15 protein-coding genes are annotated in these 16,529 nt (G+C 67.6%); 10 read left to right on the plus strand and 5 right to left on the minus strand.

The window, feature by feature from the left end; translation table 11 throughout:
• The first annotated feature begins 131 nt into the window (after positions 1-131).
• Positions 132-3,857: a DUF748 domain-containing protein gene (locus BME24068_RS04975; protein ID WP_174925329.1), complete on the plus strand. Its 3,726-nt coding sequence runs from the start codon at positions 132-134 to the stop codon at positions 3,855-3,857.
• A gap of 82 nt (positions 3,858-3,939) precedes the next feature.
• Here the strand turns inward: BME24068_RS04975 and BME24068_RS04980 are convergent, their stop codons facing one another.
• On the minus strand, positions 3,940-4,161 hold the full coding sequence (locus BME24068_RS04980) for a hypothetical protein (RefSeq protein WP_096507793.1): 222 nt from the start codon (positions 4,159-4,161) through the stop codon (positions 3,940-3,942).
• Positions 4,162-4,455: 294 nt separating this feature from the next.
• On the opposite strand from BME24068_RS04980, the gene BME24068_RS04985 reads away from it, so the two are divergent.
• The 4 genes from BME24068_RS04985 (at position 4,456) to BME24068_RS05000 (ending at position 8,211) form a co-directional block, all read left to right on the plus strand.
• Positions 4,456-6,132, plus strand: a complete 1,677-nt coding sequence (locus BME24068_RS04985) for an alkaline phosphatase family protein (protein ID WP_174925330.1) — start codon at positions 4,456-4,458, stop codon at positions 6,130-6,132.
• 161 nt (positions 6,133-6,293) lie between these two features.
• Positions 6,294-6,488: a YqaE/Pmp3 family membrane protein gene (locus tag BME24068_RS04990; protein ID WP_096507872.1), complete on the plus strand. Its 195-nt coding sequence runs from the start codon at positions 6,294-6,296 to the stop codon at positions 6,486-6,488.
• A gap of 103 nt (positions 6,489-6,591) precedes the next feature.
• On the plus strand, positions 6,592-7,908 hold the full coding sequence (locus BME24068_RS04995; RefSeq protein WP_174925331.1) for a type II toxin-antitoxin system HipA family toxin: 1,317 nt from the start codon (positions 6,592-6,594) through the stop codon (positions 7,906-7,908).
• Between the two features lie 15 nt (positions 7,909-7,923).
• Positions 7,924-8,211: a helix-turn-helix domain-containing protein gene (locus BME24068_RS05000; protein WP_174925332.1), complete on the plus strand. Its 288-nt coding sequence runs from the start codon at positions 7,924-7,926 to the stop codon at positions 8,209-8,211.
• A gap of 86 nt (positions 8,212-8,297) precedes the next feature.
• Here the strand turns inward: BME24068_RS05000 and BME24068_RS05005 are convergent, their stop codons facing one another.
• Genes BME24068_RS05005 through BME24068_RS05015 form a run of 3 tightly spaced genes read right to left on the minus strand, consistent with a single transcriptional unit; the run spans position 8,298 to position 10,907 of the window.
• Positions 8,298-8,477 (minus strand): hypothetical protein, encoded by a 180-nt coding sequence (locus tag BME24068_RS05005; protein ID WP_174925333.1) that lies wholly within the window; start codon positions 8,475-8,477, stop codon positions 8,298-8,300.
• A complete protein-coding gene (cydB, locus tag BME24068_RS05010) occupies positions 8,449-9,456 on the minus strand; it encodes a cytochrome d ubiquinol oxidase subunit II (RefSeq protein ID WP_096507789.1) in 1,008 nt (335 codons plus the stop codon). The genes BME24068_RS05005 and cydB overlap by 29 nt, the downstream gene beginning before the upstream one ends.
• Before the next feature lie 29 nt (positions 9,457-9,485).
• Positions 9,486-10,907 (minus strand): cytochrome ubiquinol oxidase subunit I, encoded by a 1,422-nt coding sequence (locus tag BME24068_RS05015; RefSeq protein ID WP_174925334.1) that lies wholly within the window; start codon positions 10,905-10,907, stop codon positions 9,486-9,488.
• 526 nt (positions 10,908-11,433) lie between these two features.
• On the opposite strand from BME24068_RS05015, the gene BME24068_RS05020 reads away from it, so the two are divergent.
• The 3 genes from BME24068_RS05020 to ltaE all read left to right on the plus strand — a co-directional run bounded on the left by BME24068_RS05020 (position 11,434) and on the right by ltaE (position 13,522).
• Positions 11,434-11,760 carry a hypothetical protein gene (locus BME24068_RS05020; RefSeq protein WP_174925335.1) on the plus strand — a complete coding sequence of 109 codons (327 nt, stop codon included), beginning with the start codon at positions 11,434-11,436 and terminating at the stop codon, positions 11,758-11,760.
• Between the two features lie 13 nt (positions 11,761-11,773).
• The gene (locus BME24068_RS05025; protein ID WP_174925336.1) at positions 11,774-12,301 is read left to right on the plus strand and encodes a hypothetical protein; all 528 of its coding nucleotides are present in this window, start codon (positions 11,774-11,776) and stop codon (positions 12,299-12,301) included.
• A 207-nt stretch (positions 12,302-12,508) separates the two neighbouring features.
• A complete protein-coding gene (gene ltaE / locus BME24068_RS05030) occupies positions 12,509-13,522 on the plus strand; it encodes a low-specificity L-threonine aldolase (RefSeq protein WP_174925337.1) in 1,014 nt (337 codons plus the stop codon).
• Between the two features lie 45 nt (positions 13,523-13,567).
• Here the strand turns inward: ltaE and BME24068_RS05035 are convergent, their stop codons facing one another.
• Positions 13,568-14,476, minus strand: coding sequence for an HTH-type transcriptional regulator ArgP (locus tag BME24068_RS05035; RefSeq protein ID WP_174925338.1), 909 nt, complete (start codon positions 14,474-14,476; stop codon positions 13,568-13,570).
• 180 nt (positions 14,477-14,656) lie between these two features.
• Between BME24068_RS05035 and BME24068_RS05040 the strand changes: the two genes are divergently transcribed.
• Positions 14,657-15,727 carry a rhodanese-like domain-containing protein gene (locus tag BME24068_RS05040; protein WP_174925339.1) on the plus strand — a complete coding sequence of 357 codons (1,071 nt, stop codon included), beginning with the start codon at positions 14,657-14,659 and terminating at the stop codon, positions 15,725-15,727.
• 129 nt (positions 15,728-15,856) lie between these two features.
• Positions 15,857-16,516, plus strand: a complete 660-nt coding sequence (locus BME24068_RS05045; protein ID WP_096506506.1) for a glutathione S-transferase family protein — start codon at positions 15,857-15,859, stop codon at positions 16,514-16,516.
• Positions 16,517-16,529: the final 13 nt, after the last annotated feature.

Below are 16,529 nucleotides of genomic sequence, written 5' to 3' on the forward strand. Positions count from 1 at the left end.
TCCGAACGGCGGGCGCGGCGGCCGCGCCCAAACGTCGTTCCGTCACCACCTGAGCCTATACTTTCGGGATAGCGTGTGCGGCCGTGCCGGTTTCCGGGGCGGCCCGGCATCCATTCCCGAGGCACCCCAGCATGGCAAGCGCAGACAAAGAAACCGTACCCTCGACCCTCCATGCCCTCGGCGGCATTGCACGCTCGCGCCGGACCCGGCGTATCGGCCTCGGCGTGCTGATCTTCCTCGTTTTGTTCGGACTGCTCGGGTTCTTCGCGGCGCCGCCGCTGATCCGGCACATCGCCGAACAGCAGCTGAGCCAGCAGCTCGACCGGCCGGCCACCGTCCAGCGCATCGCGCTGAACCCGTACACGCTGAACCTCGAAGCCGACGGCGTCCACATCGGCGAGCGCGGCGGCCAGGGCGACTTCATCGACATCGGCAAGCTCGTCGTGCGGCCGTCGTGGTCGTCGCTGTTCCGCGGCGCGCCGATCGTCAACGAAGTGCGGGTCGACTCGCCGCGCTTTCATATCGTCCGCTACGACGCACAGCGCTTCAACTTCACCGACCTGATCGAGAAGTTCTCGACGCCGTCCAAACCTGACAGCAAGCCTACGCATTTCTCGGTATCGAACATCCAGGTCAACGACGGCCGGATCGACTTCGACGATCGTCTGCTGAAAGAAAAGCACGTGGTCGACAACTGGGCGCTCGGGATCCCGTTCATCGCGACGCTGCCGTCGAAGACCGACATCTTCGTGCAGCCGAAGCTGCGCGCGCGGTTCGACGGCAGCCCGATCGCGATCGACGGCAAGACCAAGCCGTTCGCGCAGTCGCGCGAATCCGAAGTCGCGCTGAAGTTCGACCGGCTCGACGTGCCGAAGCTGATTTCGTACGCGCCGTCGAAGCTGCCGGTGATCGTGACGAGCGGCCTGCTGAGCAGCGATCTCACGCTGAACTTCGTGATGAGCGGCGATTCGCCCGCGCTGCGCGTGTCGGGCACCGTCGACCTGAACGACGCGAAGGTCACCGGCCCGGCCTCCGAGCCGCTGTTCGCCGCGCGCGGCGTGCACGTCGCGGCGGCCGGCCTCGAGCCGCTGCGCAACGTGCTGCATTTCGACGAGATCCGGATCGACCAGCCGGTCGTCGACCTGTCGCGCGACAAGCAGGGCGTGCTGAACGTCGAGAAGCTCGCCGGCCAGCCCGCCGCCGCGCCGAAGGCCGCCGCGAAGGAAGCGCCGCCGCTGGATCTCACGATCCGCCATTTCGCGATCGACGACGGCACGATCAACGTCGACGACCGCGTGCCGGCGACGCCGACCGCGATGTCGCTGACCAAGCTTGCCGCGACGCTCGACGGCTTCACGCTGCAGGGCAAGACGCCCGCGAAGTACACGCTGTCGACGTCGCTGTCGCATGGCGGCGACGTGAAGGCCGAAGGCGCGCTCAACCTGGCGGCGAAGCAGGCCGACACGAAGCTGACGCTCGATGCGCTCGCGCTGCCGGCGTTCCAGCCGTACCTCGGCGAGACGACCCGTGCGCGCGTGCTCGACGGCACGCTCGGCGCGAGCGTCAACGCGAAGGCCGACTGGGGCAAGACGCCGCTCGACGCGCAGGTCGCCGACAGCACGGTGAGCCTGAAGTCGCTGAAGCTCGCGACGCCGGACGCGAAGGCGCCCGCGATCGCGCTGTCGGAGGCGACCGCGACGATCGCGAAGATCGACGTCGCCGCGCGCAGCGCGGAACTCGCGAGCGTGGATGCGACCGGGCTCGGGCTCGACGTGAAGCGCCTGAAGGACGGCAAGATCGATCTCGCGGCGCTGGCCGAACCCGCGCAGGCATCGGTGCCCAAGCGCACGGTCGCGCGCAAGGCTGAAGCGGCCGCGCCGTCCTGGCATTACCGGATCGACGCGCTGAACGTGAAGGATTCGTCCGCGAACTTCACCGATCTGTCGACGCCGCATCCGGTGAAGCTCGCGATCAAGCCGCTCGACCTGTCGGTGCAGAAGATCAGCGACGACATGACGAAGCCGCTGCCGGTGCAGTTGAAGGCGACGCTGAACCGCAAGGGCTCGCTGAACGTGTCGGGCGACGTGACCGCGCAGCCGCTGAAGCTCGGCCTGAAGATCAACGGCAACCGTCTCGACGCGGCCGCGTTCGAGCCGTATTTCGGCAGCGCGCTGAACGCGACCATCGCGAGCGCGCTGCTCGACGCGCAGGGCAACCTGACGTTCGCGCAGGTGAAGGACGCGCCGCGCGCGACCTATCGCGGCGACGTCGCGCTGGTCGACGTGCGGATGCTCGACAAGGCGACCTCCGACCCGTTCGCGGGCTGGCGCTCGCTCGCGCTGTCGAACCTGAAGGTGCGCTACGACGAGAAGGGCACCGACGTCGACGCGGCGCGCGTGACGTTCTCGAACTTCTACGGCCGCGTGCTGCTCGACGCGCAGGGGCGCCTGAACCTGAAGGACGTCGTCGCGCAGCAGTCGGGCCCGGCGCAGTCGCTCACGCGCGATGCGAGCAAGACCGAACCGGTGCCGCTGTCGCCGGGCATGACGCCGCCGGCGGTTGCCCAGGCTGCGTCGGCCGCATCGGCCGCGGTAGCGCAGCAGGCGTCCGCGCCGGCCGCCGCGTCGGCGACGGTGGTCGTGAAGGCCGCGACGCCGCCGCAGAATCCGGTGCGCATGCATTTCGGCCAGCTCGTGCTGCAGAACGGCCGCGTGACCTACACCGACAACTTCATCAAGCCGAACTACACGGCGAACCTCGTTGCGATCAAGGGCACGGTCGGCGCGTTCGGCACGGACTCGACGACGTCCGCGCCGGTCGATGTCGCCGCGAACCTTTCGGGTAACGGGCCGATCTCGATCAAGGGTTCGGTGAACCCGCTGATCGAGAAGCCGGCGCTGGACCTGACGGCGACCGCGCACGACATCGAGCTGACCAACCTGACGCCGTACTCGGCGAAGTACGCCGGCTACCCGATCACGAAGGGCAAGCTCAACGTCGACCTGCATTACCAGCTCGCGAACGACCAGTTGTCGGCGAACAACCACATCTTCATCGACCAGCTCACGTTCGGCGATCACATCGACAACGACACGGCGACCAAGCTGCCGGTGAAGCTCGCGATCTCGCTGCTGAAGAACACGCGCGGCCAGATCGACGTGAACCTGCCGGTGTCGGGCTCGCTGTCGAATCCGGAATTCAGCGTCGGCGGCCTCATCTGGCACGCGGTGCTGAACCTGATCGCGAAGGCCGTCACGTCGCCGTTCACGCTGCTCGCGAATGCGTTCGGCAGCGGCGGTGCGGATCTCGGCTACGTCGAGTTCGCGCCGGGCTCGTACGAGCTGACCGATGCGCAGCAGAAGAAGCTCGATACCGTCGTGAAGATGCTGACCGAGAAGCCGTCGATCCGGCTGGACCTGATCGGCCGCGTCGATCCGGCCAAGGACACGCCGGGGCTGCGCGAAACGTACGTCGATCGCCTGGTGCGCCAGCAGAAGCTGAAGGACGTGGTCGGCCAGGGCGAGAGCATCGACCCGATGTCGGTGAAGGTCGATCCGTCCGAGTACGGCAAGTACCTGACGCGCGCGTACAAGGCCGCCGACTTCAAGAAGCCGCGCAACCTGATCGGCATGCAGAAGACGCTGCCCGATGCGGACATGAAGAAGGCGCTCGCCGATCACGCACCGGCCGACGACAACGCGCTGCGCGCGCTCGCGCAGCAGCGCGCGGAGGCCGTGCGTCAGTACCTCGACGGCAAGATCGATGCGAGCCGCATGTTCATCGTGGCGCCGAAGCTCGACGCGAAGGGCATCGACGACAAGGGCGCGACGACGCGCGTCGACTTCGGGCTCCAGTAAGCCGCGCCCGGTACGACCCCGCCATCCGCCCTTCGCCGCCGCCGCGTCCGCACATCCAGCGGGCGCGGCGGCGCGTTTCGTTTCAGCGCGCGGCGATCGCCGGTTCGCGCTTGTCCAGTTCCTTCCTCGCAGCCAGCGGCAGCCGGGCATCGTCCCACTGCGCGAGCCATTCGACTTCCTTTGCGGTGAATACGGATCCGTGGTTGCGCAACGCGTACTGCAGCGCGTCGACAACGTGATGGCGAATGATCTCCGGCGTCCGTGCATCGTCCAGCACGAACCGTAGCGCTTCCAGGGTCGACATACTCGGCTCCGGGTCAGGGAAAACCCTTTATCGCATGCCAATAGTCGCGCGCCAACCCCGAAAAAAAAATCTCGCGGCGGGGCCGCGACGCGCACCGTGCGCCGGCCCGGCACGGATGTCGGGCACGCACGTCGCAGCGTGCGCCGGGTCACCTTGGCTTCGTGTCGCTTGCGATTGGTTACGTTTGATAGAAAACAGAAAGCCCCGCTTCATGCGAGCGCCCTACGGCGCGGCGATATTTTGCGCGCCTGATGGCAGGGCATGCAATTCAACGTCAATCGATGAGGTGGGGTGATGATGTCTTTCCTTGGTAAGCAGCGGAAGGTTGCGGCAATAGTGGCGGGCGCGCTGGCGCTCGCAAGCGCGGGCGCCTACGCGGCGCAGCAGGACGGCAACGGTCAGGGCAACGACGCCGGCCACGCCCGGCGCGTCGTGAAGCACGTGTTGCTGCTCAGCATCGACGGCCTGCACGAGCAGGATCTCGCGCGCTGCATCGGCGCGAACACGTGTCCGAACATCGCGGTGCTCGCGCAAAGCGGCGTCACGTACACGAACGCGTATACGCCCGGTCTGTCCGATTCGTTCCCGGGGCTCGCGGCGCTCGTGACGGGCGGCTCGCCGAAGACGGCCGGCCTGTTCTACGACGTGTCGTACGACCGCAACCTGTACGCGCCGAGCGACACGACGTGTTCGGGCAAGCAGGGCTGGAACGTCGTGTTCGACGAGACGACGGGCATCGATGCCGAGAACGGCGGCGCGCTCGTCCACCTCGACGGCGGCGGCGCGTTCAACCCGCAGGCGATCCCGAACGCGAAGGTCAACGGCAAGTGCGCGCCGGTCTATCCGCACAACTACGTGAAGACCAATACGGTGTTCGAGGCCGTGAAGGCCGGCGTCCCGAACGCGTACACCGCGTGGGCCGACAAGCACGCATGGGGCTACGACTGGCTGAACGGGCCGTCGGGCACCGGCGTCGACGATCTCGCGCGCACCGAGATCAATTCGATCGACCCGGCCACGGGCACGAACTACACGGACGTCTATTCGCACACCGCGCGCTTCGACAACCTGCACGTACAGGCGCTGATCAACCAGATCGATGGCCGCGATTCGACGGGCACGAAGAGCGCGCCGGTGCCGACGCTGTTCGGCGCCGACTTCCAGACGCTCAGCGTCGCGCAGAAGGCGACGGTCGCGACGGGCGGCGGCTATCTCGACGCGAACTTCACGCCGAACGGGCAGGTCGCGAACGCGATCACGTACGTCGACAACTCGATCGGCTATATCGTCGCGGCGTTGAAGCGGGCCAACCTGTATTCGTCGACGGCGGTGATCGTCACGTCGAAGCATGGCCAGTCGCCGACCGATCACACGAAGCTCGTGAAGAACGGCGACACGCTGACGAAGCTGCTCGAAGCGAACAACTACCTCGACCCGAACGGCAACTTCGGCCAGAACAACACGAAGACGGGCAACCTGAACGACGGCTCCGGCCTCGTCGGCACGGGCTTCGCGCAGACCGACGACGTCGGCCTGATCTGGCTGCGCGACCGCAACCAGCGCACGGCCGTGGTGCAGACGCTGAAGGCGAACCTGAGCTGCAACGCGCCGGGGATCTGCGCGGACGGCGCGCAGGCCTACATCCTGTACGGCGCGGCGCTGGCCGACCGGTTCGGCGATCCGGCCAACGGCCGTACGCCGGACATCATCGTGCAGCCGAATCCGGGCGTGATCTACACGTCGAGCAAGACGAAGGACGAGGAGCACGGCGGCAACGCGCCGGACGACAGCCACCTCGGCCTGCTCGTGTCGTATCCGGGGCTGCATCGCGCGCGCACCGTGACCGATGTGGTCGGCACGAAGCAGGTCGCGCCGACGATCCTCGGGCTGCTCGGCGCCGAACCGCGCCTGCTGAACGCGGTCGTGGCCGAGAACACGCGCGTGCTGCCGGGGCTCGGTATCGAGCGTTGAGCGCGGGGAGCGGGATGGTCGCGCCCACGGCATGACGCGGGCGCGGGCGGCGCCGGGCGGATGACGGCGCCGCGCTGCCGGAGCACGGGTTGAATTCGGGCGCGTGCGCCGGCATATTCGCCACGTATCACCCGTTCAACGACGCACCGAGAGGATCGTTCATGCGCCTGCTGCTTGCCCTGCTGTTGCCGTGGTTCCAGTTCTTCACGATCGGCCGGCCGATCGCCGGGATCATCTGCCTGATCCTGCAACTCACGATCATCGGCTGGCTGCCGGCGGCGATCTGGTCGGTGTATGCGCTGAGCCAGTACAAGACCGATCGCAAGATCGAGTCGGCGCTGCGCGAGCGGCGGTAGGCGGGGGGGGCCACGCCAGCCGAACGGCGGGGTTTCCATTTCGGTAGAAATTTATATAATTTACGGATATTCAGTGATGTAATTTGTATAGATTTTTGCTCAAATGACAGCTTCCTGCACGATCCAGCTTCACGCCGACGGTGTCTGGCGTGACGTCGGCGGCGTCACCTTGTTCGGAGAACCGGACGAAGGGTGGCGCGGCCGCGCCTATGCGGGCTACGACGTCGAATGGATCGTTCGTCATCAGTTCGCCCGCGACGCGCGCGCGATGTCGTGCACCTTTCCGGTCGACCTCGAGCCGCTGGTGACGTCCCATTGGCCCGTGTTCCTGATCGATTTACTGCCGCAAGGGTTCGGCCGGCGGGAACTGTTGCGCCGACTCGATCTTCCCGAAACGGTGGAGGAGCGCGCCGACTGGGCGTTGCTGCTCACGGGAGCCGGAAACTCGATCGGCAACTTGCGGATCAAGGAAGCCGCGCAGTGGCTCGCGGAGCGCGGAGGACCGCGGCAAGGATTTACGGACGACGATGTTGCCGCACGCGGTGACGCATTCAGCGAATATCTCGCCGAGCACGGATTTTTCGTGGCGGGTTCCTCGGGCGTGCAGGGCGAGTGGCCGAAGCTGTTGCTGACTCGCGCCGACGACGGATTGCTTTATCTCGATCACACGTTGCCCGACGAGCGCGCGGTCGAGCATTACATCGTCAAGTTCGGACGCGGCACGAACGAGCGCCTTGCACAGATCCTGCGGCATGAAGCGCCGTACATGGCATTGGCTCGGCGTCTTGGCTTGCGTGTGCATGCGCCGCTGATGCTGCGGGATCGGTCGCTGTTCATCCCGCGGTTCGATCGCGCGCGACGCGCCGGCAATGTCGTTCGGTTTGGCCAGGAGAGCATCGCTTCGCTCACGGGCAAGGCCGGCTTCGGTGTCGTGCCGAGTCACGACGAAGTGTGCCGGCACCTCGTGCGTCGATGCACGGATCCTCAATCCGAGGTGGCCGAATATCTGTGTCGCGATGTGGCAAACCTTGCGCTCGGCAACAAGGACAATCATGCGCGCAACACGGCCGTGCAACGAGACTTCGACGGACGTGTCGCGCTGACGCCGCTATACGATTTCGCGCCGATGTATCTTCATCCGGACGGCATTGCGCGCTGCATTCGTTGGGAAGGCAATGACGATGGCCGACCGGACTGGGCGCGGGTACTCGATGCCGTTGTCCGGGCAAGCGAACCGCAGGCGGGGGACACGCATGTCGCGCTGGATCGTCACGCATTGCAGACACGCCTGCATGCGATGGCGCCGCATTTGCAGGAGATCGCCGATCACGGTGTCGATCTCGGTCTGGAACACGACGTGCATGCCTTTCTGAAACCCGGTCTCGAGCGTCTTGCTCGCGAGTTGGACAGGCTGCGCTAGCACGGACGCGACACCATGGACAAACGCTACAACGCGATGTCGCTTCCCGAACAGCTTGCGCTGCGGCACCAGGCGATCGAAGACGTTCTCGCGCATCCCGAATGGCCGTTGCACGAGTCGGTGCGTCATCTGAAGAAGACGATGCGGCTGACGAGCGCCGAAATGGCCAAGCTCGCCGGCGTATCGACGAAGACGATTCAGGATATCGAACAGGGTCGCAGCGACGGAACGGTCCAGACGATGAACCGCATATTCGGCATGCTGGGATTGAAGCTTGGTGTCGTGCGGCGCGCGCCGCAATAGCCGGTACTGGCGCGGCGGGGAGGCGGCGCACCCGTCGGGCGATCGACGGATGCGCGCACATCTGGATGGAAAGCCGGCCGCGCGGCCTACTTCACCGCAAACAGCGTCAGGTTCATGAAGATCTTGAACGCATAGCCGAGCGTGACGGCGCCGAGCACGCCGCCCGCCCACAGGACGACGAACCACATCCAGCCGCGCATTTTCGGGCGCGGGGCGCCGGGCTGGCCGGCGGCGGGATCAGTGGTGGTAGTAATGCTGGTCTTCATGGCGCACCTTGCCTCGGAATACCCAGTAACCCATCGTCGTGTAGGCGATGATGATCGGAAGGATAACCGCAGCGCCGACCAGCGTGAAGGTCTGGCTCGAACGCGGCGCGGCCGCTTCCCAGATCGTCATCGTCTGCGGAATCGCATACGGGAACAGCGTGACGAGCAGGCCGACGTAGCCCAGCAGCACGAGCGCCAGCGCGAGCACGAACGGCGTCATGTCGTGCCGGTCGCGCACCGCGCGGCGCATCCACACCGCGCATCCGGCGACCAGGAACGGCACCGGCAGCAGGCGCCAGAACAGCCCCGAATCGAACCAGCGCTGCGCGATGGCCGGATCCTGCAGCGGGGTCCACAGGCTGATCACCGCGATGAAGCCGAGCAGCACGACGGTCAGCGGCCACACCACGCGATGCAGGCGGCGCTGCACGTCGCCTTCGGTTTTCGCGACGAGCCAGCAGCAGCCGAGCAGCGCATACGTGACGATCAGGCCGAGGCCCGTCAGCAGGCTGAACGGCGTGAGCCAGTCGAACGCGCCGCCGGCATACACGCCGTCCTTCACGTCGATGCCCTGCAGGAACGCGCCGAGCGCGATCCCCTGGAACAGCGTCGCGCCGGCCGAGCCGCCGATGAACGCGAGATCCCACAGCTGCTTCGTGCGGCGCGCCTTCGCGCGGATCTCGAACGACACGCCGCGGAAGATCAGGCACACCAGCATGAAGATCAGCGGCAGATACAGCGCCGACAGCACCGTCGAATAGACGATCGGGAACACCGCGTACAGCCCGGCGCCGCCCAGCACGAGCCAGGTTTCGTTGCCGTCCCACACGGGCGCGACGGTGTTCATCATCAGGTCGCGTTCCTTCTCGTCCGGGAAGAACGGGAAGACGATGCCGATGCCGAGGTCGAAGCCGTCGAGCACGACGTACATGAAGAGCCCCAATGCGATGATCGCGGCCCAGATTACGGTGACGTCCATAGGTTTTCTCGTATGCGGAATGGATGGGCTCAGACGGTCTCGATCAGCTCGTCGACGGCCGACAGCGGGCGGCGCGCGGTGTGATCGGGGCGCGTGTCGGGCAGGTCGTGTTTCGGGTCGTGCGGCGCGTCGGGCAGCGCGGGGCCGGCCTTCATCAGCTTCAGCATGTAGTACACGCCGGTGCCGAACACGAGGAAGTACACGATCACAAACGTCATCATCGACAGGCTGACCTGCTGCACCGACAGCGGCGACACGGCCTGCGCGGTGCGCATCACGCCATACACGACCCACGGCTGGCGGCCGGCTTCGGTCGTCACCCAGCCCGCGAGCAGCGACACGAAACCGGTCGGGCCCATCACGAGCGCGAAGCGCTGGAACCATTTCGATTCATACAGGCTGCCGCGGCGGCGCAGCAGCCACGCGAGCGCGGCCAGGCCGATCATCGCGAAGCCGAGGCCGACCATGATCCGGAAGCTCCAGAACACGATCGTCGAGTTCGGGCGGTCCTGCGGCGGGAAATCCTTCAGCCCGCGGATCTCGCCGTCCCAGCTGTGCGTGAGGATCAGGCTGCCGAGGTGCGGCACCTTCACCGCGTAGCGCGTGGTTTCCGCCTTCATGTCCGGAATGCCGAACAGGTTGAGCGCGGTGCCGCCCTTCTCGGTGTCCCACAGCCCTTCGATCGCGGCGATCTTCGCGGGCTGGTGCTTCAGCGTGTTGATGCCGTGCTGGTCGCCGATCACGGCCTGCAGCGGCGCGAGCACGAGCAGCAGCCACAGCGCCATCGAGAACATCTTCTTCACGCCCTTGTCGCGGCGGCCCTTCAGCAGGTGCCATGCGCCGGTCGCGGCCACCACCAGCGCGGCGACGATGAACGCGGCGATCGCCATGTGGAACAGGCGGTACGGGAACGACGGGTTGAAGATGATCGCGAACCAGTCGGTCGGCACGACGCGGCCGTCGACGATCTCGAAGCCCTGCGGCGTCTGCATCCAGCTGTTCGACGCGAGGATCCAGAACGTCGAGATCAGCGTGCCGATCGCGACCATCAGCGTCGCGCCGAAGTGCGCGCGCGGGCTCACGCGATTCCAGCCGAACAGCATGATGCCGAGGAAGCCGGCTTCGAGGAAGAACGCGGTCATCACCTCGTACATCAGCAGCGGGCCGGTGACCGAACCGGCGAAGCTCGAGAAGCCCGACCAGTTGGTGCCGAACTGATAGCTCATCACGACGCCGGAGACGACGCCCATCCCGAACGCGACCGCGAAGATCTTCGACCAGAACAGGCACAGCGTTTTGTAGTACTGCTTGCCGGTCTTCAGCCAGCGATATTCGAGCACGGCGATGAAGCTGGCGAGGCCGATGCTCAGCGCCGGGAAGACGATGTGAAAGGAGACGGTGAACGCGAATTGCAGGCGGGCCAGATCGAAGGCCGAAAATGCGGTGTCCATACCAGTTGACCGAGGCTGACGATACCCGCCGGCGGGTGCCGGCGGACCCCGGCCGACGGGGCATCGGGGTTGGCTGGAGTATGGGTCGCGATGGTGCGCCGCGAAATGTGCCAACTCGTCGCAGATGTCCAGACTGCCGCGCCCGATTTCGGGATAAATCGTTGATTCGTATCAAGAACGCGGTGCGCGACGCGCGCGGCCGCGGCGTGGCGGTCTGCCGCACGTGCGTCAATATGGCGCGTCGCATCATCGGAACGATGCGGCGTACCCGCACCCGCCGCGCGCAACGGGGCCGCGCGCGGCCGGCGCGGGCCTTCGGCCCGTTCAGATCCGCGCAAATCCGTTTCCACGCATTAGCGTGTAACGCACGACGCCGTGCCGGCGGGGCCGCGCGGCCCGCGTCTGTCACACGGGTAACGTCGCGCAACAATTGCGCGCGCGCCCGTAATGGATGCCGGATCGCGCGCGGCGTAGCGTTCGACGTATCGGGTTCGTATCGACGAACCGTCCTGCCGGAGAACGTGACGTGAATGGATTGAAGCTCGCGCTGGGCGCGGCCGCCGCGGTGGCCGTCGCGACGGGCGGCGTGGCGCATGCCGCCCGGGTCGGGGTCTATGTCGGCCCCGGTTACCCGTATTACTACCCCGTCGTTCCGGCGCCGTATTACTACCCGCCGCCCGTCGTCGCGGTGCCGGTCGATCCCGGCACGCCGCCCGAGTACGTCGAGAAGGATCAGCCGCAGGCGGGCGGCGACGCGAACCTCTGGTACTACTGCGACGCGTCGCGGCATTACTACCCGTATGTGAAGACCTGCAAGTCGGGCTGGCGATCGGTGCCGGCGCGGCCGCAATGAGGGAGGCCCGACGATGAACCAGGCAATTCGATCCCTGCGTGTGCCGGCCGTGCTGGCGCTGGCCGGCCTGCTCGGCGCGTGCGCGTACATGCCGGTCGGCCCGAGCGTGATGGCGCTGCCGGGCACCGGCAAATCGTTCGACCAGTTCCGGGTCGACGACGCGAACTGCCGGCAATACGCATTCCAGCAATCGGGCGGCGTGAGCGCCGGACAGGCCTCGACCGCGAGCGCGCTCGGCAGCGCGGCCGTCGGCACCGCGCTCGGCGCGGCGGCGGGCGCGGCGTTCAACGGCGGCACCGGCGCCGCAGTCGGCGCGGGCGCCGGGCTGCTCGCGGGCAGCGTCGTGGGCGCGGGCGCCGCGCAAGGCTCGGCGTACGACATCCAGCGCCGCTACGACTATGCGTATCTGCAGTGCATGTACGCATCCGGCAACCGCGTGCCGGTGCCGGGCGGGATGAGCGGCGGATACGGCGGGCGCGCGCAGCCCTCGGCGCCGCCGATGCCGCCGGCGGGCATCCAGCCGCCGCCGCCGCGTTATTGACTGACGACGCCGCCCCGCATGCCGGCCGTGCCGGCGCGGGGCGCAGCGCAGCGGGCGTTGTCATCCCGTTCGCCGGCGGCGCGCGCTCGCGTCGCCGCTGCGCGTCGGCCCCTTCGGCACGCGCCGCGCGAATTGCGTACACTCTGAGTCTCGTTTCGGCAGGGCCGGGCGCATCGGTTCCGGTCCGCGTTCACTCAGGACACGCAGATGATCGATTTACGCAGCGATACCGTGACACGTCCGAGCCAGGCGATGCTGGCCGCGATGACTGCCGCCGAAGTCGGCGACGACGTATGGGGCGACGACCCGACCGTGCTGCGCCTGCAGGCGGTGACGGCCGAGCGGGCGGGCAAGGAAGCCGGCCTGTTCTTCCCGAGCGGCACGCAGAGCAACCTGGCCGCGCTGATGGCCCATTGCGAACGCGGCGACGAATACATCGTCGGCCAGCTCGCGCACACCTACAAGTACGAAGGCGGCGGCGCGGCGGTGCTCGGCAGCATCCAGCCGCAGCCGATCGAGAACGCACCCGACGGCACGCTGCCGCTCGCGAAGATCGCCGCGGCGATCAAGCCGCTCGACAATCACTTCGCGCGCACGCGCCTGCTCGCGCTCGAAAACACGATCGGCGGCCAGGTGTTGCCGGAAGGCTACGTGCAGGAAGCCGTCGCGTTCGCGCGCAGCCGTGGGCTGGCAGCGCACCTCGACGGCGCGCGCGTGTGCAATGCGGCCGTTGCGTCGGGCCGCCCGATCGCCGAGCTGTGCGCGCCCTTCGATACCGTGTCGATCTGTTTCTCGAAAGGGCTCGGCGCGCCGGTCGGTTCGGTGCTGGTCGGCAATCGCGCGCTGGTCGAGCGCGCGCAGCGCTGGCGCAAGGTGCTGGGCGGCGGGATGCGGCAGTCGGGCATTCTCGCGGCGGCCTGCCTGTATGCGCTCGACCACAACGTCGAGCGGCTCGCCGACGATCACGCGAATGCCGCGCATCTCGCGCAAGGCCTCGCGCGCATCGAGCCGGTGAAGGTGCTGTCGCACGCGACGAACATGGTGTTCGCGCAATTCCCGGAAGCCGATTGCGCGCCGCTGGAGGCATGGCTGAAGGCGCGCGGGATTCTCACGCAGATGCTGTACGCGTCGCGCTTCGTCACGCATTGCGACGTGTCGCGCGCGGACATCGATACCTTCATCGATGCGGTCGGCGCGTATTTCGCGCAGCGGCGCGCGTAACGTCCCCGACGGTGCCGTGCGCGACGCGCGGCACCTCGTTTCACGTCACGTCGGCAGCGGCGCGAGCAACCGGCGCGCCGCTTCGACGACCCGCGCGGACAGCGACGCCATCGTCGGCGATTGCACGGTCCACGCATGCCAGTAAAGCGTGATGTCGGTCGGATGCGCGGGCGCGAGATCGACGAGCCCCTGCGCGTCGAGCGGTGCGCCGCCGATCAGCGGCTCCGGCACCATCGCGTAGCCGAGCCCGTGCCGCACCGCCGCGAAATGCGCGTGCGTGCCCGGCACGTAGTGGCACGGATACGCACCTTCGGGCAATCCGAACTTCTCCTTCAGGAATGCAGACTGCAGCGTGTCGCGCCGCGAATATGCGACGACCGGCGCATCGCGCGCGCTCATGCGATTCAGGCCGCGCGGAAACCAGCGCCCCGCGAAGGCTGCCGCCGCGAGCAGCCGGTAGCGCATCGTGCCGAGCGGTGTCGCGGCGCAGCCGCGCATCGGTTTCGGCTCGGTCGTCACGCAGCCCACGGCCATTCCGCTTTCGAGCAGCGCGAACGTATGGTCCTGATCCTCGACGATCAGCTCGAACAGGATGCGTTCGCCCGCGAGCACGGACGTCAGCGCGGGCAGGAACCAGGTGCCGAGGCTGTCGGAGTTCAGCGCGATCGTGACCGAGATCGGCGATTCGCGCTCGGTCGCGAGCGTGCTTTGCAGGTCGGCCTGCAGCAGCGCGACGCGGCGCAGGTGCTGCAGCACGCGTTGCCCGGCCAGCGTCGGCCGGCACGGCCGCGTGCGCAGCACGAGCGGCGTGCCGAGGCTTGCCTCCAGCGCGCGGACCCGCTGCGTGACGGCGGACGCGGTCACGTGCAGGCGCACGGCGGCCTGCTCGAAGCTGCCCGTGTCGGCGACGGCCAGCAGCGCGGCGGCCTGCTTCGGATCGATCGTCATCGACATGTCGGCGCAATTCCTGTGAACGTAAGACGAGAACAGCCGGTAGTGTAAGGCAGCGTGCGCGACGGGCCGGGCGGCGTGCGCGTTTTGAACTACCCTGTATGAACGCGCGCCCCGCGCGGCGACGGCGCACGCGGGGCCGGCCGCGCAACCGCCACGCCCAGCCGACGGAGCCACTTCGCGATGATCTTCCGGCAACTCTTCGACCCGCAATCGTCGACCTACACATATCTGCTCGCCGACCGCGCGTCGCGCGAAGCGCTGTTGATCGACCCGGTATTCGAGCAGGTGCGCCGCGATGCGGCATTGCTCGACGAACTGGGCCTGCGGCTCGTCGTGACGATCGACACGCACGTGCATGCCGATCACGTGACGGGCGCGTGGCTGCTCAAGCAGCGCACCGGCAGCGCGATCTCGATCTCGGCCGCGAGCGGCGCGCAGGGCGCGGACCGCTACCTGAACGACGGGGACCGCTGCACGTTCGGCACGCGCTACCTGACCGTGCGCGCGACGCCGGGCCACACGAGCGGCTGCATCAGCCTCGTGCTCGACGACGAATCGATGGCGTTTACCGGTGACTGCCTGCTGATTCGCGGCACCGGCCGCACCGACTTCCAGCAGGGCGACCCGCGCGCACTGTATCGCGCGGTGCACGGCCGGCTCTTCACGCTGCCGGCGGCGTGCCTGCTGTATCCGGCGCACGACTATCGCGGGCTGACGGTGACGAGCGTCGGCGAGGAGCGGCGCTTCAATCCGCGCCTGGGCGGCGATCTCAGCGAAGACGATTTCGCCGGCTACATGCGCAACCTCGGGCTCGCGCATCCGCGTCAGATCGACGTCGCGGTGCCCGCGAACCTGCAGTGCGGCGTGGCCGAGAACGCACCCGCTGCGCAGCAATCGGCCGACTGGGCGCCGCTCGTCTATACGTTCGCCGGGTTCTGGGAAATCGATCCGCAGTGGCTCGAGGATCATCTGCCGGCCGTGCAGATCGTCGACGTGCGCGAGCCGGACGAATTCACCGGCCCGCTCGGCCACCTGCCCGGCGCGACGCCGATTCCGCTCGGCGAGCTGGCCGCGCGCACCGGCGAGCTCGCACGCGACCGGCCGATCGTGACCGTCTGCCGCGCCGGCGGCCGCTCTGCGCAGGCGACCGTGATCCTGCTGAAAGCCGGCTTCGATGCCGTCGCGAATCTGGGCGGCGGGATGCTGCGCTGGCGCGGCGAAGGGCGCGTCGTGAAGGACGGCCGGTCGTAGCGGTGCGATGTCGCGCGCCGGAGAAAAAATGATCGGAGCGATGTCGAATCGGGCGGGTGCCGCTCGTCGTCAAGGTATCCGATCACGTGGCGCTGCACGACGCGGCGCCGAAACCCGGGAGACCATGCGATGACGCCGACGCTTTACGCCCATCCCTTTTCGTCCTACTGCCAGAAAGTGCTGACCGCGCTATACGAGAACGGCACGCCGTTCGAATATCGCGTGCTCGCGCACGACGATCCGAAGCCGATGCAGGAATTGGCCGCGCTCTGGCCGATGAAGCGCTTCCCGGTGCTCGTCGACGCGGGGCGCACCGTGTTCGAGGCCACCATCATCATCGAGTATCTCGGCCTCGCTCATCCGGGCCCCGTGCGCCTGCTGCCCGACGATCCGCGCGCGGCACTCGAGGCGCGCATGATGGATCGCTTCTTCGACAACTACGTGTCGACGCCGCAGCAGAAGGTGGTGTACGACGCGCTGCGGCCGGCGCACGAGCGCGATGCGCGCGGCGTCGCCGATGCACGCGCGATGCTCGACACGTCGTACGCGTGGCTCGACCGGAAGATGGCCGATCGCGAATGGGCGGCCGGCGACCGCTTCAGCCTCGCCGACTGCGGCGCGGCCCCGTTCCTGTTCTACGCGGACTGGACCCACCGGATCGATCCGTCGTTCGCGAACGTGATCGCGTATCGCAGGCGCTTGCTTGCGCGGCCGTCGTTTGCGCGGGCGGTCGACGAGGCGCGGCCGTATCGTTCGTTCTTTCCGCTCGGCGCGCCCGATCGCGACTGACATGCGCGGCCAG

The sequence above is a fragment of the Burkholderia anthina genome (assembly GCF_902498995.1).
In the GTDB taxonomy this organism is placed as follows: Bacteria; Pseudomonadota; Gammaproteobacteria; order Burkholderiales; family Burkholderiaceae; genus Burkholderia; species Burkholderia anthina.

Bases quoted from the DNA above. Each gene is read 5' to 3' on its own strand.
- BME24068_RS04995 (WP_174925331.1), top strand. From the start codon at position 6,592: ATGACAGCTTCCTGCACGATCCAGCTTCACGCCGACGGTGTCTGGCGT.
- BME24068_RS04980 (WP_096507793.1), bottom strand. From the start codon at position 4,161: ATGTCGACCCTGGAAGCGCTACGGTTCGTGCTGGACGATGCACGGACG.
- BME24068_RS05015 (WP_174925334.1), bottom strand. From the start codon at position 10,907: ATGGACACCGCATTTTCGGCCTTCGATCTGGCCCGCCTGCAATTCGCG.
- BME24068_RS05005 (WP_174925333.1), bottom strand. From the start codon at position 8,477: ATGAAGACCAGCATTACTACCACCACTGATCCCGCCGCCGGCCAGCCC.
- BME24068_RS05045 (WP_096506506.1), top strand. From the start codon at position 15,857: ATGACGCCGACGCTTTACGCCCATCCCTTTTCGTCCTACTGCCAGAAA.
- BME24068_RS04975 (WP_174925329.1), top strand. From the start codon at position 132: ATGGCAAGCGCAGACAAAGAAACCGTACCCTCGACCCTCCATGCCCTC.
- BME24068_RS04985 (WP_174925330.1), top strand. From the start codon at position 4,456: ATGATGTCTTTCCTTGGTAAGCAGCGGAAGGTTGCGGCAATAGTGGCG.
- BME24068_RS05040 (WP_174925339.1), top strand. From the start codon at position 14,657: ATGATCTTCCGGCAACTCTTCGACCCGCAATCGTCGACCTACACATAT.
- BME24068_RS05025 (WP_174925336.1), top strand. From the start codon at position 11,774: ATGAACCAGGCAATTCGATCCCTGCGTGTGCCGGCCGTGCTGGCGCTG.
- ltaE (WP_174925337.1), top strand. From the start codon at position 12,509: ATGATCGATTTACGCAGCGATACCGTGACACGTCCGAGCCAGGCGATG.
- cydB (WP_096507789.1), bottom strand. From the start codon at position 9,456: ATGGACGTCACCGTAATCTGGGCCGCGATCATCGCATTGGGGCTCTTC.
- BME24068_RS05000 (WP_174925332.1), top strand. From the start codon at position 7,924: ATGGACAAACGCTACAACGCGATGTCGCTTCCCGAACAGCTTGCGCTG.
- BME24068_RS04990 (WP_096507872.1), top strand. From the start codon at position 6,294: ATGCGCCTGCTGCTTGCCCTGCTGTTGCCGTGGTTCCAGTTCTTCACG.
- BME24068_RS05035 (WP_174925338.1), bottom strand. From the start codon at position 14,476: ATGTCGATGACGATCGATCCGAAGCAGGCCGCCGCGCTGCTGGCCGTC.